Source organism: Lysobacter sp. FW306-1B-D06B (genome assembly GCF_038446665.1).
Taxonomy (GTDB): Bacteria; Pseudomonadota; Gammaproteobacteria; order Xanthomonadales; family Xanthomonadaceae; genus Lysobacter_J.
Genome location: NZ_CP151802.1, coordinates 116,910 through 142,548, shown reverse-complemented (window position 1 = coordinate 142,548; position 25,639 = coordinate 116,910). Strand labels below are relative to the sequence as shown.

Below are 25,639 nucleotides of genomic sequence, written 5' to 3'. Positions count from 1 at the left end.
ACCGCAGAACGGAAAAGCCCGCCGGATGGCGGGCTTTTTCTTTGCATCGACGGATGCGGCGATGCAGGATCAGCGGGTGGATATCGGGTTCGAAGGATCCGGCCACGAGCGCCCGTCCTGCGGCAGCTGAGCGTTCGGATCGTGCACGCGCAGCAGGCGCGCGGGCAGCTGGCTGGAGTTGAACAGCACGAGGTTCGTGCCGCCGGTGCACGCGGCGGACGGAAAGAGAATGCCGGCCGCGCCGGCATCGAGCGCGAGGTCGCCCAGCACCCAGCTCGGCGGCTCGTGCGTTCGTCGAAGGCGAGGCGACGCCAGTTGCAGGCGTACTCGGCCCAGATCGGATCCCAGCCGTCGCCCTCGTAGCCGCGCGCGAAATCCACCACGAGCAACGGACCGACCAGGAAAGTCACCAGCGTGCCGGGCGGCAGCAGTTGCTCGTGCTGGCGGTATTCCTCCACGGCCGTCTCCAGTTCGCGGGACAGGTACAGCGCTTCCAGTCCTGCGCGATTGAAGCGGCCGCCCTTCAGTGCGGCGCCGGCGCCGGAGGTGGGCGCATGCGACCAGCGCGGGACGATGACGCGGTACAGCGCGTCGCCATCGCCCAACTCGCGCAGGATCATCCGGTCGCGCCCCCGGCGATGGATTCGATGTAGTCGATGACCACCTGCGCCTTGCCCGCCTGCACCAGCGCGTCGGCGGTGAGGTAGTCGAATTCCGGCAGCGGGTCGTTCATGAACCAGAAGATCGCGCGTGCCCGATCGCCGCCGGCCACGTCTTCGGCCGCGGCGAGCACGCGCACGACATCGCGCAGGTACTGCTGGAGGTGTTCGTTCTGCGGGCGTGCGGTGGGCGTGTTGCGGCTGACGCGGGCGCGCTCGGCCAGGCTCTGGATCTGCAGGCCCAACGCCTCCCCGATCCGGCGGGGGGACAGGTAGACCTGCTCGGGCTCGCGCAGGGATTCGGCGAGGCTGGTATGAGGCTTCATGACGGCGTTCATGAGCGGGCTCCGGCAGTGCGTGCACGGATTATGCACCAGATTCGCCCGAAATACGACCGACCACCCGCGCCCGGTTCAGGCGCCCGGAAAGAAAAAACCCGGCCGCTTGCGCTGCCGGGTTTCCAGACCGCCGGGAGGGGTGGCGGTAGATCGGAAAAATAAAGCCAGTTAAGGAGAGAGATTCGGAATTACTTGGCAGCGGCCTTCGGGGCGCCGGTGGCGGCCTTCACGGTCGTTTCGACGCCGGCCTGCACGCCGCGCGCGGCGGTTTCGAACTGCGACTTGGCCAGCTCGGTGATCGCACCGTGGGCCTTCAGCGTGCGGCCGAAGACTTCCTGGCCGGTGGCGACACCGCGCTCGAAGTTCTCGCGGGCAACCTGCGCGCCCTTCGGCAGCAGCGTCTTGAGGGCCTCGAAATCACGGGCCTCGGCGGCCTCGCCAAGGAAGGCGAAGGTGGCGTTGACGCGGTCCTCGATGGCCGACAGCTGCAGGCCGAACACGGCCTCGGCGTTGTCGAGGGCCAGGCGGTTGACCTGCGCGGCCGTCTCCGCGAACTGGCGCGTTGCGGCGGCAAACTGTTCGTTGAACGGCTGGTACATGCTGGTCTCCTGGGCAATCCGGGGAAGGGTGGATTGTGCGGTGCAGCATAGCGCTGGTTTTGTTGCAGTGCAACACGTCCGGGAACTCGATTCAGACACCGTTGGGCCTCACAGGACCGATGGCAGAATCGGACTGCGCCGGGCTCGGCCGGTGCGCACAGCTTCGCCAACCAGGATGACCGGACGATGATGGATGCGACCGCCCGCTCCCCACTGCTGCGCCGCCTCGGGCGCGCCCTGTCCGGAGCGGCCCTGGTCGCGGCCGGCCTGACGGCGCTCCCGGCCGCCGCGCAGTCGCCCCCGGCCCGGAATGAACCGGCCTGCGTCGGCCTCGTCCTCGGCGGCGGCGGCGCGCGCGGTTCGGCGCACATCGGCGTGCTCAAGGTGCTCGAACGCGAGCGCATCCCCGTGTGCAAGATGGCCGGCACCAGCATGGGCTCGATCGTCGGCGGCCTGTACGCCACCGGCTACACGCCGGCCGAGATGGAAAACCTGATCGAAACCATCGACTGGGCCGACATGTTCGTCGACGACCCGCCGCGCCCGGGCCAGCCGATGCGCCGCAAGGACGCCGACTTCCGCTACCTGCTCGACCTGGAGATCGGCTACGTCGACGGCCGCGTCGTGCTGCCCGTGGGCATCGTGCAGGGGCAGAAGCTGCTGATGCTGATGCGCCGGCTGACGATCTCGACCTGGAACGTGCACGACTTCGACAATCTGCCGATCCCCTTCCGCGCCGTGGCCGCCGACATCGTCACCGGCGACAAGGTGGTGTTCCAGGACGGCGACCTCGCGCTGGCGATTCGCTCGAGCATGTCCGTGCCGGGCGCGTTCGCGCCGGTGCGCGTGGGCGATCGCCTGCTGGTGGACGGCGGCATGGTCGACAACGTGCCCGTGGACGTCGTGCGCGAGATGGGCGCGCATCGCCTCATCGTGGTCGACGTCGGATCGCCGCTGCACAAGGAAGAAGCGCTGACCAATCCGATCGTGATCATGGATCAGATGATCTCGGCGCTGATGTCCAACAAGACCGAGCGCACGCTCGCCACGCTCGGTCCCGGCGACGTGCTGATCCGCCCCGAGCTGGGCGACATCACCGCGGCGGAATTCAACCGCGGCGCCGAGGCCATCGCGATCGGCGAGCGCGCCGCCGAAGCCGCGCTGCCGCGGCTGCGCGCGCTGTCGGTGGACGAGGCGACCTACGCCGCGTACCGCGAGCGCCAGCGCAAGCGCGATTTCGATCCCAAGCTGGTGTCGTTCCTCGACGTGGTCGAAGGCCGCTCGCCCTCGGCGACGCGCCAGGTCGAGCGCGCCGTGGCCGACAACCTCGACAAACCGTTCGACGCCGAGCGCCTGGAGAAGGACATCGGGACGGCCTATGGCGACGGGCGCTTCCAGCAGATCGACTACCGGCTCGTCGAGCGCGATGGCGAACGCGGACTGCAGATCATCCCGGCGGAAAAACCGTGGTCGGCCTTCGGCAAGCTGGGCTTCCAGCTCGACGACAACTTCAACGGGCGCAACAGTTACATGGTCTCGGCGGAGCTGACGTTCAACGACGTCAACACGCTCGGCGCGGAGTGGCGTAACGTGATGCGACTGGGCCGCATCACCGGCCTGCGCTCGGAGTTCTACCAGCCCTTCGGCGAGACCGGGGCCTTCTATCTGCAACCTTCACTGGAGCTGCGCAACGAATCGCTGCCGTTGTGGCGCGACGGCAACCAGCTTGCCGAGTTCCGCATCAACCGGCGCCAGCTCGCGCTGCAGGCGGGCTTCACGCCGCAACCGGAATGGCGCATCAGCGCGGAACTGCTGCGCGGTCGCGATCGCGGCGACCTGCTGATCGGCAACCCCGCCGACTTCAGCGGCGCGCAGGAGGAGTACGCCGGCATCATGTACAACGCGACGTGGGACACGCTGGACAGCATCAACTTCCCCACGCGCGGTGTGCGCGTCAGCGCGGACCTGGAGACCTACTACGAAACGATGGGCGCGAACGTGGAAGGCAACGTCGCGCGGCTCACCGGAGACTGGGCGCAGGCATGGGGCCGCTATCACCTGCTGCTCGGCGCGCGCCTCACCAGCGCGCTGGAGGACGACAACTTCTTCCAGGCGCAGGGCTTCCTGGGCGGGTTCCTCAACCTGTCGGGCTTCGACGAACGCGCGCTGGCCGGCAACCAGACCGCGCTGGCACGCGCGGTGATGTACCGCCGCACCGGCAACACGAGCCGATTGTTCTCGCTGCCGATGTACGTCGGCGCGAGCCTGGAAACGGGCAATGCGTGGACGAGCAAGGACGCGGTGGACGCCGACGATCTGATCCTCGCCGGCAGCCTGTTCGTCGGATTCAGCACGCCACTGGGGCCGATGTTCCTGGCCTACGGCGGCAACGACGAAGGCGAGAGCTCGTGGTACCTGACGTTCGGCTCGCTGCTGCGGCCGGAGGTGAAGTGAGGCGTGTGAGCGACGCGTAGCCGTTACCCGGGCCCGGCCATTCTGACCGGGCGTTCGGCAGGCCACGCGGCCGTGCCGCGTAAGCGGCCAGCCTCACCCTTTGTAGCTGCACCCCGACGTGCAGGTCTCGTGCACGACGACCTCCGACAACAGCGGCAGCGCCGGCTTCAGACGCTCCCAGATCCACACCGCCAGTCGCTCGCTGGTGGGGTTCTCGAGGCCTTCGATGTCGTTGAGGTAGTGGTGGTCGAGCCGGTCGTAGAGCGGCTTGAAGGCCGCCTTCACGTCGGCGAAGTCCATCACCCAGCCGGCGTGCGGGTCGATGTCGCCCTCGACGTGGAGTTCGATGCGGAAGCTGTGCCCGTGCAGGCGCGCGCACTTGTGGCCTTCCGGGACGTTCGGAAGGCGGTGCGCGGCTTCCAGCGTGAATGCCTTGAAGATCTTCATGCGCGCAGTTTACCGCCTGCGGCGGCGGTCGCTGCGCCCCCCGGGCCGCCCGCGGCATCCAGACAGGAAAGCCTCCGGAACGCCGCCCATGCCGAACCTGCTCCGCATCGCCGCCCTCCTGCTGCTGTCCGCCTCGGCGGCCGTGCACGCCACGCCCGCGTCCCGCGTGCACGTCGACGCCGTGGCCGCCGCGATCGCCGACCGCTACTTCGACCCCGAGCGCGGCAAGCGCATCGCCGACGACCTGCGCCGCGACGCCGCCACTGGCGCCTACGACGCGCTCCAGGCGCAGGCACTGGCCGACGCGCTCACCGCGCGCCTGCGCCCGCTCGACCGCCATTTCCGCGTGCGATGGAGCGCACCGGGCGACGCCGCGCGCCCGCCCGCGCCGCGCAGGACGCCGCGGACTTCATCGCCCAACGGCATCGTCGAAATCGACGTCCTGCCCGGCGACATCGGCTACCTGCGCCTGGACGGCTTCGCGCACTTCGAGCCCGACGACACCGATGCGCCTGCGCGCGTCGCCATCGACGCCGCGCTGGCAACGCTCTCCGGCACCGGCGTGAACGTGATCGACCTGCGCGGCAACCGCGGTGGATCGCCGAGCATGGTCGGCTATCTCGCCAGCGCGTTCGTCGAACCGGACGCCGACGTCTACAACGCCTTCCACACGCGCACCGATACGTTCAGCGAGGCGCCCCTGCATCCCTACGCGCACCCGCGCACGCGCGTGCCCGTGTACGTGCTCATCGACGGCGGCACCGCCTCGGCGGCCGAAGCGTTCACCTACACGTTGCAGAGCGCACGCCGCGCGACCGTCATCGGCGAGCGCAGCGCGGGCGCGGCCAATCCCGGTGGCGAGGTCGACGTGGGCGCGGGCTTTCGCGTGTTCGTATCCGACGGAACGCCGGTCAATCCCATCACGCGCACCAACTGGGAAGGCAGCGGCGTCGCGCCTGACGTGGCGGTCGCCGCTTCCGATGCGCTGGACGAAGCACTGCAACGTGCCCGTCGATCGCCCTGAACACGCCGCGCGCGTTTACACCGGATTCGCATCCGTGAACGCAGGCCCTGCGCGAACTGCGCGATATCGGTGATTTCACGCGGGGATACACGCCGACAACGAAAGCTGTCGGCACTTTCCAGTGGAGGACTCGCATGAAGATCCATACCAACGCGAAGCTGTTTGCCGCCATTCTCGGCGCCGTGGCGATCATCTCCACGCCGATGATCGTGCTCGCGCAGGATCGCGCCCAGGCCGAAGCGGAAGAGGAAGGCTCCGCGCAGCCCGTCAACGACACCTGGATCACCACCAAGGTGAAGGCCGACCTCATGGCGACGTCGGACGTGCCGGGCACGGAGATCGACGTCGACACCGTCAACGGCACGGTGAAACTGTCGGGCACGGTCGACAGCAAGGCCAAGCACGACAAGGCCATCGCGGTGGCGAAGGGCATCAAGGGCGTCAAGAGCGTCGATGCCAGTGGTCTGGCCGTCGCCAAGACGGGCAAGTAATCCTGCGTCGGCCTTTCAGCGGCCGCATGCAGGCACGAGCGCCCGGGTGTCCGCACCCGGGCGTTCTTGTCATCGGTAGCGGAGGACACGGGCATGGCGATGGAGAAGAAGCCGGCGTCGAAGGCCGCCGGCACCGCAGCGAAGCAACGGGCGATCCAGAAGAAGGTCGAGGCGAAGGACGCCAGGCAGGCCAAATCGCCCGCGAAGAAGGCATCGTCCAGGAAGGCCGTGCAGGCCGGCACACGGCGGCAACCGGAAAACCCGCTTCCCGCGCAGCACCAGCAAAAGCCGGGCCGCGAGCGCGACCTCGACCCGCAGCCGCGCTACATGGCGCCCGACTACAAAGGCAGCGAGAAGCTGCTCGACCGCGTCGCCATCGTGACGGGCGGAGATTCCGGCATCGGGCGCGCGGTGGCGGTGCTGTTCGCGCGCGAAGGCGCCGACGTCGCCATCGTCTACCTCGACGAACACGAGGACGCCGAGCAAACGCGCGCCGCAGTGGAAAAGGAAGGCCGGCGCTGCCTGGTGATTCCCGGCGACGTGAAGGATTCCACCTTCTGCAACGGCGCCGTCGCCGCGACCGTCCAGGCGTTCGGGCGGCTGGACATCCTCGTCAACAACGCCGCTTTCCAATTGCACGCCAAGAAGCTGGAAGACATCACCGACGAACACCTGCAGGAAACCTTGCAGACCAACATCGCCGGCTACTTCCACATGGCACGCGCCGCACTGCCGCACCTCAAGCGCGGCGCGTGCATCATCAATTCCGGCTCCGAGACCGGCCTGTTCGGCTCGCCGCACCTGCTCGACTATTCGGCGACCAAGGGTGCGATCCACGCCTTCACGATGTCGCTGGCGAGCAACCTGCTCGAACGCGGCATCCGCGTGAACGCGGTGGCGCCGGGGCCCGTGTGGACACCGCTCAATCCGGCCGACAAGGCGGCGAAGGACGTGGCGAAGTTCGGTGCGTCCAGCGACATGGGGCGGCCGGCGCAACCGGAGGAACTATCACCGGCCTACGTGTTCCTGGCTGCGCCGGTGTGCTCGTCCTACATCAGCGGCATCGTGCTGCCGGTGATGGGTGGGCCGCATGGGTGAGCAGGAACGCGCGCAAGACGAAGGCAAGGTCACTCTCAAATTCCGTCATCCCGGCGAAGGCCGGGACCCAGGCCCTCAGCGTGCGGGCACTCCCTCTGCGGTGAATATCCTCACCGTCATTCCCGCGTAGGCGGGGCTTTGGGGCCGTCGCATGGCACGCTTTCGTGTTGCCTGTGTGCAGCAACAGCAAAATGGATAGTGCCGCCGTGCGGCGGCCCAAAAGACCCAGCTTTCGCTGGAATGACGTGATGGGGCGGATGGCGTGACGGCCTGGGTCCCGGCCTTCGCCGGGATGACGGATTCGGGAAGGTGATGGGCGACTCCTTGCCACACCGCGCATCACACCACGCACCACGCACCACGCATCACGCACCACGCATCACGCATCACGCATCACGCACCACGCACCACGCACCACGCACCACGCACCACGCATCACGCATCACGCATCACGCATCAAACCACGCATCGCATCCCGCATCACACCCCTTCCTCCTCCTCCGGAATCCGCCGCTCCCGCAGCTTCGCCAGCGCTGCTTCCTCGCGCGCGCCCATGATCATCTCGGCCAGCCACTTGATCAGGATCGCGGTATAGGCCTTCTGCGCGGGCTTCTGCGAGAACGCGTGGTCGGCGCCCTCGACGATGCGGCGCGTCAGCGAGCGCGTGCGGTGGAATGCGTTGGCGTAGTTGTCGATGACCGGATGCGGCACCACCGTGTCGTGCTCGGCCGCGACCAGCAACGCGTGGCCCCGATACGCCGCACATGCGCGCAGCACGCGGTTGTCCTGCATGTCGATCCGGCGCTGGCGATAGGCGTTCAGATCCGTGTCGATGTGCAGCTGGAGCTTGGGCAGTTCCCAGCCCTCGTCCATGTAGATCGCCGGCGAACGCAACGCCAGCCAGCGCACCGGCCGCTGCGCCGTCATCAAGGCCGCCAGGTATCCGCCGTAACTGATGCCGACGACCGCCATCGCGGTGGGATCCACGTTCGGCCGCGCGGCCAGCCAATCGTAGGCGGCGAGCAGATCGGCCAGGTTCTGCGGGCGGTTCACCTTCTCCCAGTGACGCGCCGTGCGCTCGTGGCCGCGCAGGTCGAAGGTGAGGCACACGCAGCCGATACCGGCCGCTTCGCGTGCGCGTACCAGATCGTGTTCCTGGCTGCCGCCCCAACCGTGCACGAACAGCACGCCCGGCATCCGCGAAGGCGGCGAGAGCACCGTGCCGCACACACGATCCTGCTCCACTGCCAGCTCGATGCTTTCGAGGCTAACGTCCATGCGCATCGTCCTGCGCATCGAGTACGGCGTACTTCGTCATCGGGCCGACGGCGGGGTCTTCGCCGTGGAAGTACACCTGCGCGCCGAGCGGCGCGTCGATCAGTTCGTAGGTTTCGTGCGTGGAGACATGCACCTGCGACAACCTGGGATCACGGTGCATCGCTTCCAGCGCTAGGATCTCCGCCGGTGTCGCGCCGCCGATGCGCCAGGACTGCTCCAGCACGCCCGTTCGCGGCACGCCCGACGGATCCACGCCGAGCGCCACGTCGTAATTGCGCCTGGAGGCGAAGAACTCCGGATACGCGCGCGAAACCTCCGCGTCGTAGCGGATCGCACAACGCAGCACGCGACGTTCGGCCTCGTCCTGCAATGTCGCCATCACGTCCTCCAGGCCGCCACGCAGGCAGGCCTGGCTCGATCCGCCGTACACCGCCACGCCGTGCCGGTTGCGCGTGAGCCGCTGCATTCCGAAGTAGGCGATGCGCTGCTCGCCCACCGCCACCGTACCGACGCTGTAGGTCTTCACCGGCTTGAGGTTGAGTTCCACCACCGCGCCCAGGCGTTCCAGGCAGTCCACATCCAGATGCGCCAGCGCGGCGTCGAGCGTCTTGCGATCGGTGGCGACCGATTGGCCGACGCCGCCGATGCCGTCGGCGCGCTTGATGCGGGCCGGCAGACCCTGTTCGAACAACTGTTTTGCCGCGCGCGCCACGTCGTCCACGCTGAAAGCGGCGAAGCCGGGCACGGTGACCTCGTCGAGCGCGGCGCCCAGCGCGTGAGACCAGCCCACGGGCACGACGCGCGCGCCGTCGACGAGCCGATGCGTGATCGACTTGGTCGCCACGAACGGATGCGGCACGACGCCGCCCAGCAACTGCTCCGGCCCGTGGATGCGCAGTGCACGCGCGTCGGCGGTGGACAGCGTGCTGTCGGGCAGGAAGTACCGCTCCGGCGGCGCGGCATCCGCGTCCGTGTCGGGTGCATGCACGCCGCCGTACTCGTAGCCGAGCAGGCCGGCCAGTCGTTCGCCGATCCAGCGTCCGGTGGCCGCCTCATGCTCGGTTCGACGCGCGCGCCGCAACAGTTCGACGACGCAGCCGGCACCCTGCGCGCATGTCGCGCGCCCGGTGTCCGATGCGGTGGATGCCCAGGCTCCGCCGGCCGCCATCGCGCGCGTCAATCCGGAGCCTTGGCCGGCACGAACGGCGACGTCGGGTCGCTCGCGGGGAAGGTTTCCTCCAGCGCCTGGTCCTGGTTCTCGCTCTCGTGCTGCTTGCGCTTCTCGCGCTCGCGCGCGTCTTCGGGCTTGTCGTGTTGTGTCTTGCGGTGCTCGTCGTGGACGGGCGGGTCCTTGCGATCCTGCGACATGGCGTGCCTCCTTCGGCGTGCGTCGTCGTTGCATTCGACGATACGTCCGGCGCCGGGTAACGCCGCGTGATGGCACCGCCGGTCGCGCGATCGCGTGAAGTCGGCGTGTGTTCACGCGGAATTTGCGTTGCGCGGCGGAAGGTCTTCCCGCGGCGACGGGCCGCGCGGCGCGTACGCAAAGTCGCCATGAGCCTGCACGCAAAGTTCACGGTCTTCGCCAAGGCGGCCTCGCGCTGGACGGGCAACGCCACGGCCTTCGGGCTGGCGGTGCTGGTGATCCTGGCCTGGCTGGTCAGCGGCCCGATGTTCGGGTTCAGCGACACCTGGCAACTGATCATCAACACCGGCACGACGATCATCACCTTCCTGATGGTGTTCCTGATCCAGAACACGCAGAACCGCGACACCGAGGCGATGCAGATCAAGCTGGACGAACTGATCCGCGCCACGCGCCGTGCCGAGAACGCGCTGCTGGACCTGGAGGAAATGGACCAGGACGAACTCGATCGCATGCGCAAGCGCTACGAAGACCTGGCGCGCGTCGCGCGCGATCACGTCGAGGCGCGACAGCGCGGCTCGGCTACGCGCAAGCCGCCGCGCGATGCGTCGGGGTGAAGTGCGCCTCTTCTGCATGCGGAAGAGGGGTTTTCTCCGTTACGGGACGGCGCATGTCGCGTGCGCATTGAGCCCCTCTCCCGCTTGCGGGAGAGGGGTTGGGGTGAGGGCAGGCGGCCGCATTCGCGCACCTCGCCCTCATCCGCCTGCCGGCACCTTCTCCCGCGCGCGGGAGAAGGGCTTCCACTGATACGCCACAGGTACTGCGCCACCCTCGCGCGGGCAGTGAGTCACCCTCGCGAGGGCAGCCCGCCACCCTCGAACGAGTCGCGGCGAGGATCGCGAGGCTGCGCGGCAGGGTCGCGAAGGCGCAACAACGCCCTCGCGCTGCGAGTAAGTCGTATCGCGAGGGTGTTCCGACACCCGCACGAGGGCATCGTCGTACCCGTGCGAGGGCGCCGGAGACTCGATCGAGGGCGCCCGCATGCCCACGCGATGCGACCAAGTAGCAGCGCGAGGGTGCTCCGCACCCCGCGTGAGGGCACCGTCATGCCCGTCCGAGGGCGCCGGAGACTCGATCGAGGGCGCCCGCACGCCCACGCGATGCGACCAAGCAGCAGCGCGAGGGCATTCCGCACCCCGCGCGCGGGCATCGCCACGCCTGTGGAAGCTTGCAATCAGAACGCGATGGTCGCCGTCACCATCAACGGATCGCCCTTGAGCCGCCGCTTCACGTTGAACTCGGAAAGCCAGCGGGCCGCGAACTCGACCTGTCCGCCGTCCCACTTCTTCGTGTAGTTGACGGTCGGTCCCAGCGCCAGCGCGTGGCCCTTGAAGCCGTCGAGGCGATCGGCGGTCGGGCCTTCGTCGTCTTCCAGCTGCTCGATCCACCCGCCGATGCCGCCCACGCCCCAGCCGTTGGCGAAGCGCTTGACCAGTTGCGCGTCGAGGCGGAACACGGCGCCGTTCTTGTAATCGGTCGCGTCGTTGCGCGTGTAGAAGTCCACCGCGCCGACGGCGGTGAATTCCAGCGTGCCCTTCTGCATCAGCTGCGTGTAGCCGACCGTGGGCGAGTAGGTCCAGTTGTTGAGGCTCAGGTTCGCCAGGCGGTCGGGGTCGTAGCTGCCCCAGTCGCTGTAGATGTACAGCGCCAGCGTCATGTGATGCGTCTGGTCGAAGTGGTAGCCGGCAATGATCGGCGCGAAGAAGGGATCGAACACGTCCCAGTCGGCCTTGTCCTTGACCTGGCCCGTGCGCGGGCCGAGCGCGACGTTCGCGGTGACGTCCACGGTGGCGAACGGCAGCGTCGCCATCGAGGCGAAATTCCAGCGCCCTTCGCCGGTGTCCCACACGTACAGGCCGGTCACGCTGACCATGTCGAAGTCCGCGTCCAGGCCGAGCGTGAGCAGGTTGTTCACCGGCGTTTCGCGCGAGCCGCCGATCTCGCCGGAGTAGTGCACGAAGCCGATGGCCGCGTTGAAGCCCGGCGTCGGCGGAACCACGCCCGCGAAGGACTGCACGGTGGTGCCGGTGATGGTGCGGCCCAGCGCGCCTTCGGTGGCCAACGCAGGCGGCGCGAGGCCGAGCGTGGCCAGCACGATGCAGGACGCGGACAGGTTGCGTGTGTTCATCGATCTCTCCCTGGCAATGAAGCGGGCCATCGCGTACTCGCCGGCCCATCGCGGGGCCGTGCGTGGCGGCGGGCGCTGTAGCCGCCGCCGCCGCGCGATGGCGGAATGTCAGCGTCGGCGGCCACCGCCGCCGCGGAAGCCGCCTCCACCCAGGCCCGGACGGAAGCCGCCAACCGGCCGTTGATAACCGCCGGCCGGGCGCTGCATGCCGCCACCGCCACCGGCCGGACGATCGAATCCGCCGCCCTGGCGCTGGAAGGCGGCGGGATTCAGCGCGCCCGAGCTGCGCTGGTCGCCGCGTTCGCGCGCGAAGCGGTCGCGGTCGAGGGTGGAGGGATCGATGTTCTGGCGCGTCTGTCCGGACACGTTCTGCGAACGGTCGGGACGGTCCACTTCGCTCCAGCCGTTTTCGTCGTGCTTGTAGACCTCGCCGTTGCGTCCGGCGTAGACGTTGTCGTTCACCTCGACGACGCCTCCAAGGTTCAACGTGCCACTGTCGGCGTTGTAGTGGAATCCACCCGCGCCGCGGGCCTCGTTGCCGCCCGGTCCCTGCGTGTTGAACGCACCGCCCGCGGCCGCGCCGCCGGGGCCGACCGCTGCGCCGCCCGCCGCCTGCGTCACGCGGCCCGTGTTGGTGTTCACCACCGTGCGTTCGCCCGCGCGCGCGGCCTGGCCGGTGTACGGATTGACCGCCGCCGCGCCGCCGCCCGCGACCACGCGCCCGGTTTCCGGGTTGTAGCGGATGCCCTGCGCGCCGGCCGAGGTGGTGCCGGTGTAAATGTTGGTGTTGACGCCCGCGCGGCCGATGCCGCGTCCGCCGGTGGCTTCGTTGTAGTAACCGCCGCGCGCGCCGCGCCCGACGTTGCCCGTCCACGGATCGGCCCATGCCGCGGCGGTACCGCGCACGGCCGCGTTGCCCCAGTGGCCGTAGACATTCCACGCCGCCGCGCCGCCGCCCCACCAGCCGTAGGGATACACGGGGCCGTACCAGGGACCCCACCATGGGCTGTACGGCCCGTACCAGCCGTCGTACCAGCCCCAGCCCCAGCCGAAGGTCCAGCCCACCCACGGATTCCAGCCGAAATACGCGCCCATGCCGTAGGTGGCCGGGCAGCCGTACCAGTACGCGCCGACCCACGGCGTGCACGCGTAGCCGGTGCCGTAGACGACGACATCGTCGGTCACCACCGTGCCGTAATAGCCCGGCGTGTAGCCCACGTACACCTCGTCGCCGCTGCCGCCGTACACGCGCACGTAGGTGACGTAGTGCAACGGCGAACTGGTCGGGATCGCGTAAATCTCCGCCGGCACGCTGGTGGCCACCGACCACGGGCCGGTCGCCGCCTTCGCCGTGAACCACACGCCCTTGTCGACCGCGTAGTAACCGCCGTCGGCCACGCGGATCACCGGCACCGCGGTGTTGCGCGCGTACTGCAACTGCGTGCCTTCGATCGGCGCGAACTGCGGCGCGCCGTCGTAGGCGACGGTCAACTTCGCCTGACTCTTGTTCACCGACGCGGTCTGCGGGATGTCGTTGGCGATCAGCGCTTCCCTGGACTCGGGCGTGCCGGGAATGGACGCGAGCACGCCGCTCTTGTCGCTGTCGGGCGGGATCTTCGCGAACTCCGCCGGCAGCGCGCCCGGCGCGACGTACTTCCACGGGCCCTTGCTGCCGGGCGCGGTGAACCAGCGGCCGGACACCAGCACGTACCACGCGTTGTCGGCGCCGCCGTCGACGAACACGTCCGCGCCGGTGTTGGCGATGTAGCTCAGCTTCGTGCCCGGCACCGCCGCGAACTGCGGCTCGCCCTGCACGGTGATGAGCTCGGCTGGACGCGTGCTGACATGGATTTCGGGAACGCCGCCGTTGGCGAAGGCCTGCTTGAGCGCATCGGGCGGATTGTCGAGCGTGTCCACCTGCTTGGACGACACCGCCTGCCGCATCGCGTTGGTCAATGCGGCATCCACCGTCGCGACCGCGCTCCACGGGCCGGCCAGCGACGACGCTTTCGCCCAGTGCCCGCCGAGGTAGGTGTAGTACTGTCCGCCCTGTTGCAGCAGCAGCGAGCGGCTGTTGATCACGCGCTGCACGCCGGCGACGCCGCTGGGCTTCAGTGCCGGCGGGCCATCGACCAGGATCAGCACCGCCGCCTGCGTGCTGAAGAGGATGTCCGGCGGATCGTTGCGCACGGGCAGCGACGCGGGCGTCTTCGCATCGACCGCGGCGATCGCCATCGCCGATTCGAGCTGGTCCAGTGAAACGGTGAGCGTGGAGCGCTGCTTGAGCTGCGCGCGCGCCAGTTCCAGGTACTGCGCCTGCTTCGCCGTCGCGGTGGGGAAGGTGGCGCCGGTGAGTTGCAGGTCGGTGAGCACGACCGCGCGCGCGTCCTTGTCGATCTGCGTGCGCGCCTGGAAGGTCACCACGCCGTAATCGGCGGTGTCTTCGGGCTTGCCGTCGGGACCGTTGTGCGTGCCGGTCTTGACCGACATCGCGAAGCGGCCCTTGAGCTGGTTGCCTTCCCAGCTGTCGTACTGCGGCTGGTGCACGCTGAAACTCGTGCCCTGCTGGGTGAACTGACGCGGGAACGGGCGCGCGTCGATGTTCGCCGCCGCGCCCGCGGCCGGTGCCTGTGCGAGCGCGAATCCCGGTTCGACCGACATCGCGGGACACATCGCAAACGCCAGCGTCGCGGCGAGCACCAACGAGTGAATACGCATGAGGACTCCGTGTTGCATGCGGCACGTCGCAGCGTGCGTGGAAGGCCGGATGTGCCGACAGCGGCGCACCTCAGCCCGGCGGGTTCACCACGACGTACTGCACGGTCGTTCCGGCGTACTGCGGCTGGTACCAGGTGCTCCCGCACTGCTGGTAGGCCACGCCGTTGACCACTGTGGTCACGCAGCTGGGCGGCACCGAGTACACGACCGAGCCGATCGCCGCCGCGGTCACCGCCACCGCCGTCGTCACCGCCGCCGCGGTCGCGATGGGATGGTCGTCGTACCAGCCGCCGTGCCAGTGGTCGTCCACGTCGATGTCGATGTCGTTGTGGATGTTCACGTCGCGGTTGATGTTGGTGTTGCGGTTCACGTTCGTGTTGCGGTTGACGTTCGTGTTGCGATTGACGTTGCCGCCGTGGCTGACGTTCGCACCGCGGTTCGCCGCTGCGGCATGGCCGCCGCCACCGGCGTGGTTGACGCTGGTGCGTGCGCCGCCGCGCGCACGCGGTCCGGCGTCCGCGTCGAAGCTCACGCAAAGCAGGGCGGTGGTGCCCGCGAGCAGGCCCAGGCAGGCACCGAGCGGAATGGCATGGCGAGCTGCGTTCATTTCGCGTCCTCCACGGCGACGACATCGACTTCCACGAGCTTGATGCGACCGGCGTCCTTGGGGGGCGTGAAGGCGAAGTCGGCATCGCGGACCGCGGCGTTGGTGTTCCAGGTCAAGGTGCTTGCGAACTGCGGCTGCGTCGGATCGTCGGTGGTGGTGATCACCAGCCGGCGCGGCAGCGGCTTGTCGCCCGCTTCGATCCACAGCTGCCAGTCCACGCCGTCCTGGCGGAAGGCGTACTGGTCGGTGACGCTGCCATCGATGCGCGCCGGGCCGACGAAGACCGCCGACTTGAGCGCGGACACCGGCGCCTTGTCGGTGCCCCACAGGAACAGGTCGGCCAGCGGCAGTTCGATGCCGTACTTGTCCTCGGCCACGGCGAGCAGCTTTGCGATCGTCGGCGGCGCATCGGTCTGCGCGTAGAGCTTGTTCTTGGGGCCGTAGACCGTCAGCGTCTTGCCGTCGTAGAACAGCTGGCGCTCCTTGCGGTCGGTCTTCATGTCGATGCGAAGGCCGTTGGGAACGCGCACCTTGTAGTCGATCGTGCCGGGGAACTGCAGCTTCTGGTCGTCTTCGGTGACCAGGTCCAGCGTGGTGTCGGCGCGCAGGCCGAAGCTCTTCAGGCTGCGCAGGTACTTGGCCATCCTGTCGAGCGCGGCGAGGGCTTCGGGCTGCACCTTGGCCGCGGCGGCGACGGCCGCCGAAGGCGGTACATCCGCCTGGCCCTCGGCCATGACCGGAGCGGCCGTCGTGCACGACAACAGCGCGATGGCAGCGAACAAGGGCGAACGACGCATGGCGCATCTCCTCGATGTGACGGCCCCGACCGATGCCGGACCCGGTGCCGCGTGCAGGACGCGACGTATGGCGCAGCCCTACCGTCCGGCGTGTGCCGGTGCGGTGTTCGGATGGCTGTGGACGGTGGAACCCTGGCCCGGTGGCCCGTGGCCGACATCACGAGGTGCGTCGTGCGCCCGCTCATTCGTGCGCCGCGCATGGCGGCGACACGGCATGGGTTGCGCGCTCGACATCGTCCCTCCCTCCCGACGGTCCGTTTCCGCTGGCGAATGACGCGTGCGATGGACGACATCGATGGCCGTGCGCCGGCCTGGGTTCACCGCCGACACATTTCCGGCCGGCTGGCGTGAAACCACCGTGATGACGCGGCCTGCACTTCATCGTTCAGGCTGAACGAAACACCGTCGGACGCGTGTCGCCCGCGTCGCGCAAAGCGTCCGGTGCTACGGCGGATCGGATCGCGCGCAGGGGTCAGCGATCGCCGCTGTTGTCCTCGCGGTCGCCACGATGCGTGATGCTGCGCATGTGCAGCTCCAGCTCGGCGATCTGCTCGGCCAGATACCGCGTCTGCGCCTCGTCCAGATGCTGCATGTCGCCCAGCATTGCCGCCAGTCGCGACAGGCGTTCGCTCTCCTCGCGCACGTTCTGGCGCTGGCGCAGCGTCTGCTGTTCGTCGGCGTTGACGGTGCTGCGACGATGCAGGTCGATGAGGATGTCGTACAGGCGCTCGGCGATGCGTCGGTCGCTGTCGCTCCACTGCACGCTCTGGCCGCGCACGGTCTCGCGCCAGGCCGCGAAACTGCGACGCGGTGCGATGCGCGTGCCGTCGTCGGTGGGCACGGTCGCCTTGTGCGGCGTGCCGGCCCAGGTGACCTCCTCGATCTGCTCCTTGCGGAAGCAGTACAGGCCGTCGCCGTCGCGGCCGAAGGCCATCGCCAGCACGCCGGCAAGCCCGTCGGCGGGGTGCGACTGGCTGCGCCAGTCCTCTCGCCGGTGGGTCATCGCCACGGCGCCCGCGCGCGCGGCGCCCCAGGCGCACAGTTCCGACAACGACTCCCCGCCCGGCACCGGGCCGATGCTGGCCTGGCGCGAGCCGAGGATCATCAGCACGCCGTCGGCGTCGAGCAGGCGCGCGACCACGCGCAGATAGGTCGGCAGCACGTCGGCCAGCGACTGGCCTTTCAGCGTCGACTCGCGCAGCACGTCGCCGAGCTGCTGGCTCTGGTCGAACAACGCCATCGTCGTGGCCTGCTCATGCCCGGCCACGCGCATCGAAACGTACATGCCGAACAGGTCCGCCGTGGCGCGCATGCCGGGCCCCACCGGGCGCGGCGTGCGGTGGTGGCAGGCGATCAGGCCCCACAGGCGGCCGCCGCTGACGATGGAGATCGACATCGACGCGCCCACGCCCATGTTGCGCAGGTATTCCACGTGCACCGGGGAGACGCTGCGCAGTGCGTGGTGCGTCAGGTCCAGCGGGGCGCCGCCGACGTGCAGCGCAGGCTCGATCGGCACCGGCGCGTATTGCGCATCCGGAATCACGCGCAGGCGGTTGAGCAGGTAAAGGTGACGCGCCTGTGCCGGAATGTCGGAGGCCGGATAGCGCAGGCCCAGGTACGGTTCGACTTCGTCGGAGCGCGCCTCGGCGATCACTTCGCCGGCGTCGTCGGCGCGGAAGCGGTAGACCATGACGCGGTCGTAGTCGGTCAGTTCGCGCACCAGCGAGGCGACCTGCTGGAAGAAGCCCGGCGCGGGGTCCTGCCCCGCGATGCGCCCGATCATCGCGTTGGCGGTGAGGCCCGTGCTGCCGTCCGCGGTGGTCTGCGGCTCGATTTCGATATGCACCAGGCCCTGATGCAGGTGCGTGCTGACGTCGCACAGCGCGCCGTCCCGGCCGAGGTTGACGGTGGCCACGCGTTGCGCGGCCAGTCCAGGTTCGATGAACCGCAATGCGTCGGCGATGGCTTCCAGGAAGCTGCCATCGACATGCTCGCGCAACGACGTGCCGAGCAGGGCGCGCGGCGGCAGGTCGAGCAGTTCGGCCACGTTCGCCGAGACATGCCGCACCGTCCAGTCGGGCCAACTGCAACTGATCAGGAAGCCGTGCGGCTGGATCGCGCCGGACAGGTGGATCGGCTCGCGCGCGCAGACCTCGGCCTCGGTGGTGACGTTGACGTTCATGCAGGGACTCGTTCGAGGCGAAGGGCGTGCAGCAGCGCGGCTTCCACCGCGGCGAAGGCGGTGTTGCTGGCGACGACGAGGCGGTGCAGTGCGTCGGCGTCGGGCGCGGAGGACTCCAGTTGCGCGAGCAGCGCTGGCCATTGCGGCGATGCGGCGTGCTCATGGAGGTAGCGCGCGCCGGAGGCGGCATTGAAACCCAGCCCTTGTGCCTGCCGCAGCAGCATGCGCGCGCCGAGCGACGAACCTTCGAAGACGTAGGCCCAGCCCAGGCGTTCGTAGGGATCGTGCGAAGCGACGGCGGGGCGTGCGATTGCATCGGGGTCGATGCCCAGCGCGTGCAGGTCGGCGCGCAGCAGCGGCAGGTAGCGTTCGCGCGTCCCTTCCGGGAGGCAGGCACTGGCGACGAAGCGGTGCATCGCACGCAGGTAGGCGGCGTAGTCGTCGCGCCGGCCGACGCCGTGCGGCAGCAATGCGTCGACGCGCTCGTGCGCAGGCGCGGTGGCCTGGCGGAGGTGACTGCGGAGGGTGCCCAGCGACATCGAGATGGCTTCCACCGCTCAGGGGCGCCAAGCCTAACCCATCGGCGGAAGCACCGTGGGCGTCGCCTAGCCCCGCATGGCGACCTCGCGCTGGTTGCGCGAAGCGGTGAACGCGGAGGGATGTTCGCCGATGCGGAAGCCCATGCCGGGGATCGTCTGCAGCAGCGGCGTGTCGAAGCCGCGGTCGATCGACTTGCGCAGGATGTAGAGATGGCTGCGCAGCGAGTCGGAGTCCGGCAACTCATCGCGCCACACTTCGCGCTGGATCTCCTCGCGGCTGACCACGCGCGGCGCTTCGCGCATCAGCAATTGCAGGATCTGGAAGCCGATCGGCGTGAGATGAATGGCCACGCCTGCACGCTCCACCGTCATCGACTGCGGGTCCAGCAGCAGGTCGCCCACGCGGATGGGCTCGCTCGCGGCCCTGTGCGAGCGACGCATCAGCCCGCGCAGGCGCGCCTCCAGCTCTTCGATGGAGAAGGGCTTGGTCAGGTAGTCGTCGGCGCCGGCCTCCAGGCCCGACACGCGGTCCTCGATGCTGTCGCGCGCGGTGAGCATGAGGATGGGCGTGGCGCGACGCTGCTCCTGGCGGATGCGGCGGCAGACTTCCACGCCGTCGATGCGCGGCAGGTTGCGGTCGAGCAGGATCGCGTCGTAGGGGTTGTTCGCCGACAGGCTCAACGCTTCGGCGCCGTCGCGGGCGAAGTCCACCTCGTAGCCGCTGGCTTCGAAGAAGCCGCCCAGCATTTCCGCGATGGGCAGGTGATCCTCCACGATCAGGATGAGTCGGCCGTTGTTGTTCATGTTCATGTCCGAAGTCGCTTGATGCTTGATTGGAAGACTCGGTGAACATTCGTGATGCGAACGTGACAATCGCGCGAAGGAATGCATCGCGCAGCGCTAATTCACGACATCGTCGCCGCGACGAACACAAGATCGGCCCTCGTCTTTACACGGAGCAATCCCATGGCAACAACGAATCATGAACTGCGCGTCATCAACGGTCTGATCGAAACCACCATCGACAGCGTGGAGGGCTATCGCGATGCCGCCCAGGACGTGCAGAACAACACGTTCCGCACGATGTTCGAGCGCCGCGCCAGCGAACGGCAGGCGGCGGTCGCGGGCTTGCAGGCTTACGTCGTGTCGCACGGCGGCAAGGCCGAGGACTCGGGCACCGTGCTCGCCTCCGCGCATCGCGTGTTCGTGGATCTTCGCGCGGCGCTCTCCAAGGGCGACGAGGCGGTGGTGAAGGAAGTCGAACGCGGCGAGGACCACATCAAGCACAAGTACGAGGACGCGCTGAAGGACGTGGAGCTGTCTCCTTCCGCACGCGATACCGTCGACAAGGCATTCGCTTCGGTCCGCGCCGGCCACGACGAGATGAGCCGGCTCAAGCACGGCCTGGAAGGCCTGCACTGACAGGCGCGGCCGCGCGCGGCGGACTTCGGGGCACAGGCGGATGAATCCCGACGTGATCGGCTGGCTCGCGTCGGCCGTCCTGCTGGCGACGCTGGTGCGCCAGATCCTCGCCACGGCGCGCGACCCCGACGCGAAGGGCGTATCGCGCTGGCTCTTCGTGGGCCAGTGCGTCGCGTCGCTGGGGTTCGTGGTCTACAGCGTGATGGTGGGGAACCCGGTCTTCGTCGCCACCAACGCGGCCATCCTGGTCACGGCCGTGGTCGGACAGTGGGTCGTGGCGCGGCGGAAGTCGCGCCACGACGCGCAGCAAGGGCATGGCTGAGGATGGATCTGAAGAGCGGTTATCCGTTCTGGGCCGTCAAGAACGGCCTGATGCAGTCCTTCGCCCCTTTGCGCGAAGAGCTTCGCTGCGAAGTGGCGGTGATCGGCGGTGGCATCACCGGCGCGATCATCGCCGACGCGCTCGCCAATGCAGGGCACGAGGTCGCCGTGTTCGAACAGCGCGATGTGGGGTGGGGCAGCAGCGCGGCGAGCACCGCGCTGTTGCAGTACGAGATCGACACCCATCTGACGGATTTGTCGCGGCAGATCGGGCTTGCGCAGGCGACGCGCGCCTACCGCGCCTGCCAGGACGCGATCGGCACGTTGGGCGAACTGGCGCGCGGCGTGCGCGATGTCGACTTCGATCGCAGCGACAGCCTTTACTTCGCCAGTCATCGCTGGCACGTCAGACGGCTGAAGGACGAGTTCCAGGCGCGTCGCCGCGCGGGACTGGACACGCACTGGCTGGAGCGTGAGGACATCGCCGAGCGCTACGGTTTCGATGCGCCCGCGGGACTGCTCACGTCCACGGCGGCGCGGCTGGACCCTTACCGTCTCGCGCATCGCCTGCTGCAACGCCTGCGCCGCCGCGGTGCGGGCGTGCATGGCCGCACGCGTCTCAAGCCGGTGGACGTGGGCTCGCGTCAGGTCGTGCTCGCCAGCGAGGACGGCGTGCGCGTGACGGCGCGGCATGTCGTCGTCGCCACGGGCTATGAAGCGCAGCGCTGGATTTCCCGGGACGTGGCGAAGAATCGCAGCAGCTACGCCTGCATCAGCGAGCCCGTCGACCTTGGTGCGCTCGCCGACACGATGCTGTGGGAGACCGCGCGGCCGTACCTGTACATGCGTGCCACTGGCGAGTCGCGCCTGCTGGTGGGCGGCGAAGACGATGCGATCGATGTTCCCAAACGCCGCGACGCGCGCGTGGAGAAGAAGGCCGCGCGCCTGATGAAGCGCGTGGAAGGACTGTTTCCCGGGCTGTCGCTCAAGCCCGCCTTCAGCTGGGGCGGCACCTTCGCCGAAACTTCGGACGGATTGCCCTTCTTCGGTCCGCACCCGCAATGGGGGCCGCGCCTGCTGTTCGCGATGGCCTACGGCGGCAACGGCATCGTGTACAGCATGATCGGAGCGGACCTGCTGCGCGCATGGCTGGAGCGGCGTGCGCACCCGTTGAAAGGTTTGTTCGGATTCGAGCGGCTGCGCTGAGGCGCGCTTCGCTCAACGCTTGCGTTCGCGCCTGAGCCACGCGCGGATCACCAGCCCGATCAGCGAGGCGAACACCAGCCACGACACGACGTCGAACACACCGTCGCCCACGAGCGCGCTGACGAGGCCGACGACGCTGGCAAGCGCGATCCAAGCCGGAACGATGAAGGGATTGCGCGGTGTGGCGGCGGAGCGGTTCACGACGCGGCTCCGGCGTTGCGGGCGTGTGCGAGGGCGTTCTCCGGCAGGCCGCTGCGTTCGATCTCGGCGATGCGCGTGTCGGTGCTGCCGCGCTTGAACCACAGGTACAGGCCGCTCACCAGGACCGCGATCGTCAGCAGGTCGAACAGCGCCCACAGGAACTTCAGCGGCAGACCGCCGTAGTCGCCGAAATGCAGCGGCTGCGACAGCAGCAGCGTGGTCATGTAGCCGGGCAGTTGCGGCCGTGCGGTGAGTTCACCGGTTTCGGCGTCGATCAGCACCGGGCGGTACAGGCGCTCGGTCAACGGCGTGTCGCCGTGCATGAAGACGCCGTAATGATGGTCGCCGCTGTAGCCGGTGCCGGGGAAGCTCACGAATGCCGGCGTCATGCCCGGCTCCGCCGCGCGCGCGGTGGCGATGGCGGCGTCGAGCGAGGCCAGGCGTTCGGGACGCGGGCGGCCTTCGTATCGCCGGGCGAACTCGCCCAGTTGCTCGGACTGCCAGGCCTGTTCCAGTGGTTGTGCCAGCGTGTTGATCGCGCCGGTGATGCCGACGACGAAGGCCCAGCCCAGCGTCACGATGCCGAGCACGTTGTGCAGGTCCAGCCACGCAAGCCGCCGGCTGCGTCCCGTTCGCAGCGTGCCGAAGGAGAGCTTGCGCATGAACGGCCCGTAGAGCACGAGGCCGGACACGATCGCCACCGCGAACAGCAGCGCCATCGCGCCGAGGAACAGCATGCCCGGCAGGCCAACGAACACGTCGGTGTGCAGCCGGTAGAGGAAATACATCACGCCTTCGTTGAACTGCGCGACCGGCAGCACCTCGCCCGTGTACTGGTGCATGACGGCGGTGTGCATCTCCGGCGGCGGTGTGTCGGGACGCGCACCGGTGTTCACGTAGACGCTGGGCGAGTGGTCGTCCCAACCGAAGAACAACGGCACGTCGCCCGGGTATTGGGCGAGCGCCTTCGTCACGAGGTCATCGACGTTGGCCGCTTGCATGCCGGGCGGCGCCGGAGCGACCTCGGCCTCCGCGCCGGTGAGGTGGGAGATCTCTTCCCAGAACACCAGCGGAAGGCCGGTCACGCACAGCAGCAGGAGGAACAGCGTGCACACCAGGCTGGTCCACTTGTGGATCAGGAACCAGGCCTTGAGTGTGCTTCGCTGCATGGCGTCCTCAGAAGCGGTAGGTGAAGGTGCCCACGACGGTGCGCGTGTTGCCGCTGAAGCAGTCGCCGAAGTTGCGGCAAGGCGCGAAGTATTCCTTGTCGAACAGGTTGGTCACGTTGAGCGAGAAGATCCACGACGGCATCTGCAGTTCCAGCAGTGCGTCGGCCAGGGTGTAGCCCGGCGTGCGCACCGTGCTGGCGGCGCCGGTAGAGACGGTGCCGCCGACATAGCGGCCGCCCAGGCCCGCGCGCAGCAGCGTGTCGTCGCCGAGCTGGAAGCCCTTTGCCAGCCACAGCGATGCCAGATCCTGCGGCGTGTCGTTGAGGCGCTGGCCGACTTCCGGCGCGAAGTTGCTCTTGGTCACTTCGGCTTCGTTGTGGCTGTAGCTGGCGGTGACGGTGAAGTCGTTGTCGAAGACGTACGCGCCTTCGAACTCGATGCCCTTGGACTCGATCTCGCCGGTCTGCACGACGTTGAGCACGTTGTCCGGATCGTTGGTCTGGCGGTTGGTCTCGGTGATCCTGTACAGCGCCGCGGTGAACATGGCGTTGCGGGTGGGCTGCCACTTCACGCCGGTTTCGACCTGGTGGCCGCGCATCGGATCGAACGAATTGCCGAACAGGTCCTGGCCCGGCACCGGCAGGAACGACTCGGTGTAGGTCACGTAGGGCGAGACGTTCGCGCCGACATCGCCGATCAGGCCGACGCGGTAGGTCGTGGCGTTGTCGGTCTGATCCGGCAGGCCCTGCGTTTCGGACACGGCGCGGTCGCGACGCGCGCCCAGCACCAGCGAGACACGGTCGGCGTAGCGGATCTGGTCCTGCACGTACACGCCGGTCTGCGTGGTGCGCTGGTCGGGAAGTTGCGTGTATTCCGGCACCGTCACGCCGGTGGAGACCGGGTTGTAGATGTCGATGGGCGTAGCGAGGCCTGAGAACGTCGACGACTCCTCGCGGAAATCGGTGTAATCCACGCCCGCCAGCAGCACGTGCCGGAACGCGCCGGTGGCGAAGTCGAACTGCAGCGAGTTGTCGGCGGTGAGGATGCGGTCGTGCGGCTTCACACCGTAGCTCAGGCGGTTCAGCACGCGGCCGTCTTCGTCGATGAAGGGGTTCTCCGGATTGCTGTAGGTGTCCGGGAACAGCTCTCGGAAGTCGGTCTTGGAATCGATGTAGCGCAGGTTCGAGTGCCAGGTCACGACATCGTTGAAGGCATGGTCGAACAGCACCGTCGCGCTGGCCACGCGTGCATCGAGCTTGTCGAAGTCCTTGTCGCCCAGGAACGTGCCCGGGTCGAGCTTGCGGCCCGGCGGTGCATGAAGCGTGGCGGCTACCGGCAGGAACTGCTGGCTCGATGCGGTCTCGTCGCGCTGGTAGCTGGCCATCACGGTGAGGTTGGAGTTATCGCCGCGCCAGGTGATCGACGGCGCGATGTAGATGCGGTCGTCGTCGATTTCGTCTGTCTGCATGCCCGAGTCACGGATCACGCCGACCAGGCGGCCGGCGAGGTTGCCCGAATCGCCGAGCTGGCCGGTGACATCGCCCTGCAACTGCTTGCGGTCGAAATTGCCCAGTTGCAGGCCGATCTCCCCGCCGTCCCGGAAGCTCGGGCGCTTGCTGATCGCATTGATGATGCCGCCGGTGGCGCCGGCGCCGTACAGCACCGAGGACGGGCCGCGCACCACTTCCACGCGTTCCAGGCCATAGACCTCCGGTCGCGCCATCGGGCTGAAGTTGTAGAGGCGGCGCATGCCGTCCAGGTATTGGACCGGGTCCAGGCCGCGGATCGTGCTCGCGTCGCCTCGCGTGTCCAGGCCCCAGGCATCGGCCGTGACGCCGGCGCTGTAGCGCAGGGTTTCCTGCAGGTTGCGTGCGCCGCGGTCGGTGAACAGTTGCGAGGTGATGACGCTGATCGCCTGCGGCGTCTCCATCAGCGGCGTATCGGTTTTCGTCGCGGTGCTGGCGCGCTGGGCGATGACGGTCACGCCGTCGAGCGCATGGGCGTCATCGCCTGCCTGCTGCGCATGGGCGATGGCGGAAGCCAGGGCAGTGGGCACCAGCAGCGACAGTACGGCCAGACGACGGCAACGCATGGAACGGGACATCGATCCGCTTCCCCTTATGAACAGGGAGCGGATTATCAGGAGCGGCGCCCATCAAATGCAAATGATTCTCAAGAACATCGCGTCATTGCCGCCGTTGCCGCCAAGCCAGGCAATCTCGGCGTGGCGCCGGGCGTGCTGCAGGCAACAAAAAACCCGCATCGCTGCGGGCTTTGGGTGTCTCTCGCGGATGGTGGCTATGGGTGGACTCGAACCACCGACCCCAGCATTATGAGTGCTGTGCTCTAACCGGCTGAGCTACATAGCCGCGCCTTACGGATCAATGGCTTATCTGGGCCCTGACCCTGGTAGGAGGTGCTGGTAAGTGGCCCTTAAGCCGGATTCCAGGGCGGGGTGTCGCACCATGTGATACTCGGCTGGGCATATTTGCGGATCAACCTCAAATGGTCGGCTCGACGAGCTGGTCGGGCCGT

General features: G+C 68.3%; 25 protein-coding genes, 1 tRNA gene and 1 pseudogene. 8 read left to right on the top strand and 19 right to left on the bottom strand.

Annotation, left to right across the window (positions count from 1 at the left end; translation table 11 throughout):
• Positions 1–69 precede the first annotated feature (69 nt).
• From AAFF32_RS00685 to AAFF32_RS00670, 4 genes and pseudogenes are all read right to left on the bottom strand, one after another.
• Entirely contained in the window at positions 70–315 is a 246-nt protein-coding gene (locus AAFF32_RS00685) for an RES family NAD+ phosphorylase (protein ID WP_342317189.1), read from the bottom strand.
• A 131-nt stretch (positions 316–446) separates the two neighbouring features.
• Positions 447–620 (bottom strand): annotated as a pseudogene (locus AAFF32_RS00680) (RES domain-containing protein); the annotation flags it as partial.
• Positions 617–997 carry a DNA-binding protein gene (locus AAFF32_RS00675; RefSeq protein WP_342316149.1) on the bottom strand — a complete coding sequence of 127 codons (381 nt, stop codon included), beginning with the start codon at positions 995–997 and terminating at the stop codon, positions 617–619. The gene AAFF32_RS00675 and the pseudogene AAFF32_RS00680, both read right to left, overlap by 4 nt.
• Positions 998–1,185: 188 nt before the next feature.
• Complete coding sequence (locus tag AAFF32_RS00670; protein ID WP_216965885.1) at positions 1,186–1,596, bottom strand: phasin family protein; 411 nt, start codon at positions 1,594–1,596, stop codon at positions 1,186–1,188.
• 189 nt (positions 1,597–1,785) lie between these two features.
• Between AAFF32_RS00670 and AAFF32_RS00665 the strand changes: the two genes are divergently transcribed.
• Positions 1,786–4,050 (top strand): patatin-like phospholipase family protein, encoded by a 2,265-nt coding sequence (locus tag AAFF32_RS00665; protein ID WP_216965887.1) that lies wholly within the window; start codon positions 1,786–1,788, stop codon positions 4,048–4,050.
• A 93-nt stretch (positions 4,051–4,143) separates the two neighbouring features.
• Here the strand turns inward: AAFF32_RS00665 and queD are convergent, their stop codons facing one another.
• Positions 4,144–4,497 (bottom strand): 6-carboxytetrahydropterin synthase QueD, encoded by a 354-nt coding sequence (queD, locus tag AAFF32_RS00660; RefSeq protein WP_216965890.1) that lies wholly within the window; start codon positions 4,495–4,497, stop codon positions 4,144–4,146.
• Between the two features lie 88 nt (positions 4,498–4,585).
• Between queD and AAFF32_RS00655 the strand changes: the two genes are divergently transcribed.
• The 3 genes from AAFF32_RS00655 to AAFF32_RS00645 all read left to right on the top strand — a co-directional run bounded on the left by AAFF32_RS00655 (position 4,586) and on the right by AAFF32_RS00645 (position 7,110).
• Positions 4,586–5,521 carry a S41 family peptidase gene (locus AAFF32_RS00655; protein WP_216965892.1) on the top strand — a complete coding sequence of 312 codons (936 nt, stop codon included), beginning with the start codon at positions 4,586–4,588 and terminating at the stop codon, positions 5,519–5,521.
• A gap of 134 nt (positions 5,522–5,655) precedes the next feature.
• Positions 5,656–6,012, top strand: a complete 357-nt coding sequence (locus AAFF32_RS00650) for a BON domain-containing protein (RefSeq protein ID WP_216965894.1) — start codon at positions 5,656–5,658, stop codon at positions 6,010–6,012.
• Between the two features lie 93 nt (positions 6,013–6,105).
• Positions 6,106–7,110, top strand: coding sequence for an SDR family oxidoreductase (locus tag AAFF32_RS00645; RefSeq protein WP_342316147.1), 1,005 nt, complete (start codon positions 6,106–6,108; stop codon positions 7,108–7,110).
• Positions 7,111–7,590: 480 nt separating this feature from the next.
• On the opposite strand, the gene AAFF32_RS00640 is transcribed toward AAFF32_RS00645, so the two are convergent.
• The 3 genes from AAFF32_RS00640 to AAFF32_RS00630 are packed head-to-tail and all read right to left on the bottom strand — an operon-like array spanning position 7,591 to position 9,756.
• Positions 7,591–8,388 (bottom strand): alpha/beta fold hydrolase, encoded by a 798-nt coding sequence (locus AAFF32_RS00640; RefSeq protein ID WP_216965898.1) that lies wholly within the window; start codon positions 8,386–8,388, stop codon positions 7,591–7,593.
• Positions 8,378–9,556, bottom strand: a complete 1,179-nt coding sequence (locus AAFF32_RS00635; protein WP_342316146.1) for a DUF3182 family protein — start codon at positions 9,554–9,556, stop codon at positions 8,378–8,380. The genes AAFF32_RS00640 and AAFF32_RS00635 overlap by 11 nt, the downstream gene beginning before the upstream one ends.
• A gap of 8 nt (positions 9,557–9,564) precedes the next feature.
• Positions 9,565–9,756: a hypothetical protein gene (locus AAFF32_RS00630; protein ID WP_342316145.1), complete on the bottom strand. Its 192-nt coding sequence runs from the start codon at positions 9,754–9,756 to the stop codon at positions 9,565–9,567.
• Positions 9,757–9,942: 186 nt separating this feature from the next.
• On the opposite strand from AAFF32_RS00630, the gene AAFF32_RS00625 reads away from it, so the two are divergent.
• Positions 9,943–10,371 carry a low affinity iron permease family protein gene (locus tag AAFF32_RS00625; protein ID WP_342316144.1) on the top strand — a complete coding sequence of 143 codons (429 nt, stop codon included), beginning with the start codon at positions 9,943–9,945 and terminating at the stop codon, positions 10,369–10,371.
• Positions 10,372–10,988: 617 nt separating this feature from the next.
• Here the strand turns inward: AAFF32_RS00625 and AAFF32_RS00620 are convergent.
• The 7 genes from AAFF32_RS00620 to AAFF32_RS00590 form a co-directional block, all read right to left on the bottom strand.
• Positions 10,989–11,942 (bottom strand): transporter, encoded by a 954-nt coding sequence (locus AAFF32_RS00620; protein ID WP_342316143.1) that lies wholly within the window; start codon positions 11,940–11,942, stop codon positions 10,989–10,991.
• Positions 11,943–12,050: 108 nt separating this feature from the next.
• Positions 12,051–14,660, bottom strand: a complete 2,610-nt coding sequence (locus tag AAFF32_RS00615; RefSeq protein ID WP_342316142.1) for a hypothetical protein — start codon at positions 14,658–14,660, stop codon at positions 12,051–12,053.
• Between the two features lie 70 nt (positions 14,661–14,730).
• Positions 14,731–15,267: a hypothetical protein gene (locus AAFF32_RS00610; protein WP_342316141.1), complete on the bottom strand. Its 537-nt coding sequence runs from the start codon at positions 15,265–15,267 to the stop codon at positions 14,731–14,733.
• A complete protein-coding gene (locus AAFF32_RS00605; protein ID WP_342316140.1) occupies positions 15,264–16,064 on the bottom strand; it encodes a DUF2092 domain-containing protein in 801 nt (266 codons plus the stop codon). The genes AAFF32_RS00610 and AAFF32_RS00605 overlap by 4 nt, the downstream gene beginning before the upstream one ends.
• Before the next feature lie 472 nt (positions 16,065–16,536).
• Positions 16,537–18,246 (bottom strand): GAF domain-containing protein, encoded by a 1,710-nt coding sequence (locus AAFF32_RS00600; protein WP_342316139.1) that lies wholly within the window; start codon positions 18,244–18,246, stop codon positions 16,537–16,539.
• Positions 18,243–18,785, bottom strand: a complete 543-nt coding sequence (locus AAFF32_RS00595) for a biliverdin-producing heme oxygenase (protein ID WP_342316138.1) — start codon at positions 18,783–18,785, stop codon at positions 18,243–18,245. Before AAFF32_RS00595 ends, AAFF32_RS00600 begins: the two co-directional genes overlap by 4 nt.
• A gap of 66 nt (positions 18,786–18,851) precedes the next feature.
• On the bottom strand, positions 18,852–19,595 hold the full coding sequence (locus AAFF32_RS00590) for a response regulator transcription factor (protein WP_216965916.1): 744 nt from the start codon (positions 19,593–19,595) through the stop codon (positions 18,852–18,854).
• A 156-nt stretch (positions 19,596–19,751) separates the two neighbouring features.
• Here AAFF32_RS00590 and AAFF32_RS00585 point away from each other — a divergent pair, with 156 nt between their 5' ends.
• From AAFF32_RS00585 to AAFF32_RS00575, 3 genes are read left to right on the top strand one after another with little or no spacing between them, the layout of a single operon-like run.
• On the top strand, positions 19,752–20,207 hold the full coding sequence (locus AAFF32_RS00585; RefSeq protein ID WP_342316137.1) for a PA2169 family four-helix-bundle protein: 456 nt from the start codon (positions 19,752–19,754) through the stop codon (positions 20,205–20,207).
• 40 nt (positions 20,208–20,247) lie between these two features.
• A complete protein-coding gene (locus AAFF32_RS00580) occupies positions 20,248–20,529 on the top strand; it encodes a hypothetical protein (protein WP_216965921.1) in 282 nt (93 codons plus the stop codon).
• Positions 20,530–20,531: 2 nt separating this feature from the next.
• Entirely contained in the window at positions 20,532–21,734 is a 1,203-nt protein-coding gene (locus tag AAFF32_RS00575) for an FAD-dependent oxidoreductase (protein WP_342316135.1), read from the top strand.
• A 12-nt stretch (positions 21,735–21,746) separates the two neighbouring features.
• Here the strand turns inward: AAFF32_RS00575 and AAFF32_RS00570 are convergent, their stop codons facing one another.
• From AAFF32_RS00570 to AAFF32_RS00555, 4 genes are all read right to left on the bottom strand, one after another.
• Complete coding sequence (locus AAFF32_RS00570) at positions 21,747–21,935, bottom strand: hypothetical protein (protein WP_216965925.1); 189 nt, start codon at positions 21,933–21,935, stop codon at positions 21,747–21,749.
• On the bottom strand, positions 21,932–23,104 hold the full coding sequence (locus AAFF32_RS00565; protein ID WP_342316134.1) for a PepSY-associated TM helix domain-containing protein: 1,173 nt from the start codon (positions 23,102–23,104) through the stop codon (positions 21,932–21,934). The genes AAFF32_RS00570 and AAFF32_RS00565 overlap by 4 nt, the downstream gene beginning before the upstream one ends.
• 7 nt (positions 23,105–23,111) lie before the next feature.
• Positions 23,112–25,208, bottom strand: coding sequence for a TonB-dependent siderophore receptor (locus tag AAFF32_RS00560; RefSeq protein ID WP_342316133.1), 2,097 nt, complete (start codon positions 25,206–25,208; stop codon positions 23,112–23,114).
• A 188-nt stretch (positions 25,209–25,396) separates the two neighbouring features.
• Positions 25,397–25,473 (bottom strand) — tRNA-Met (locus AAFF32_RS00555).
• Positions 25,474–25,639 lie beyond the last annotated feature (166 nt).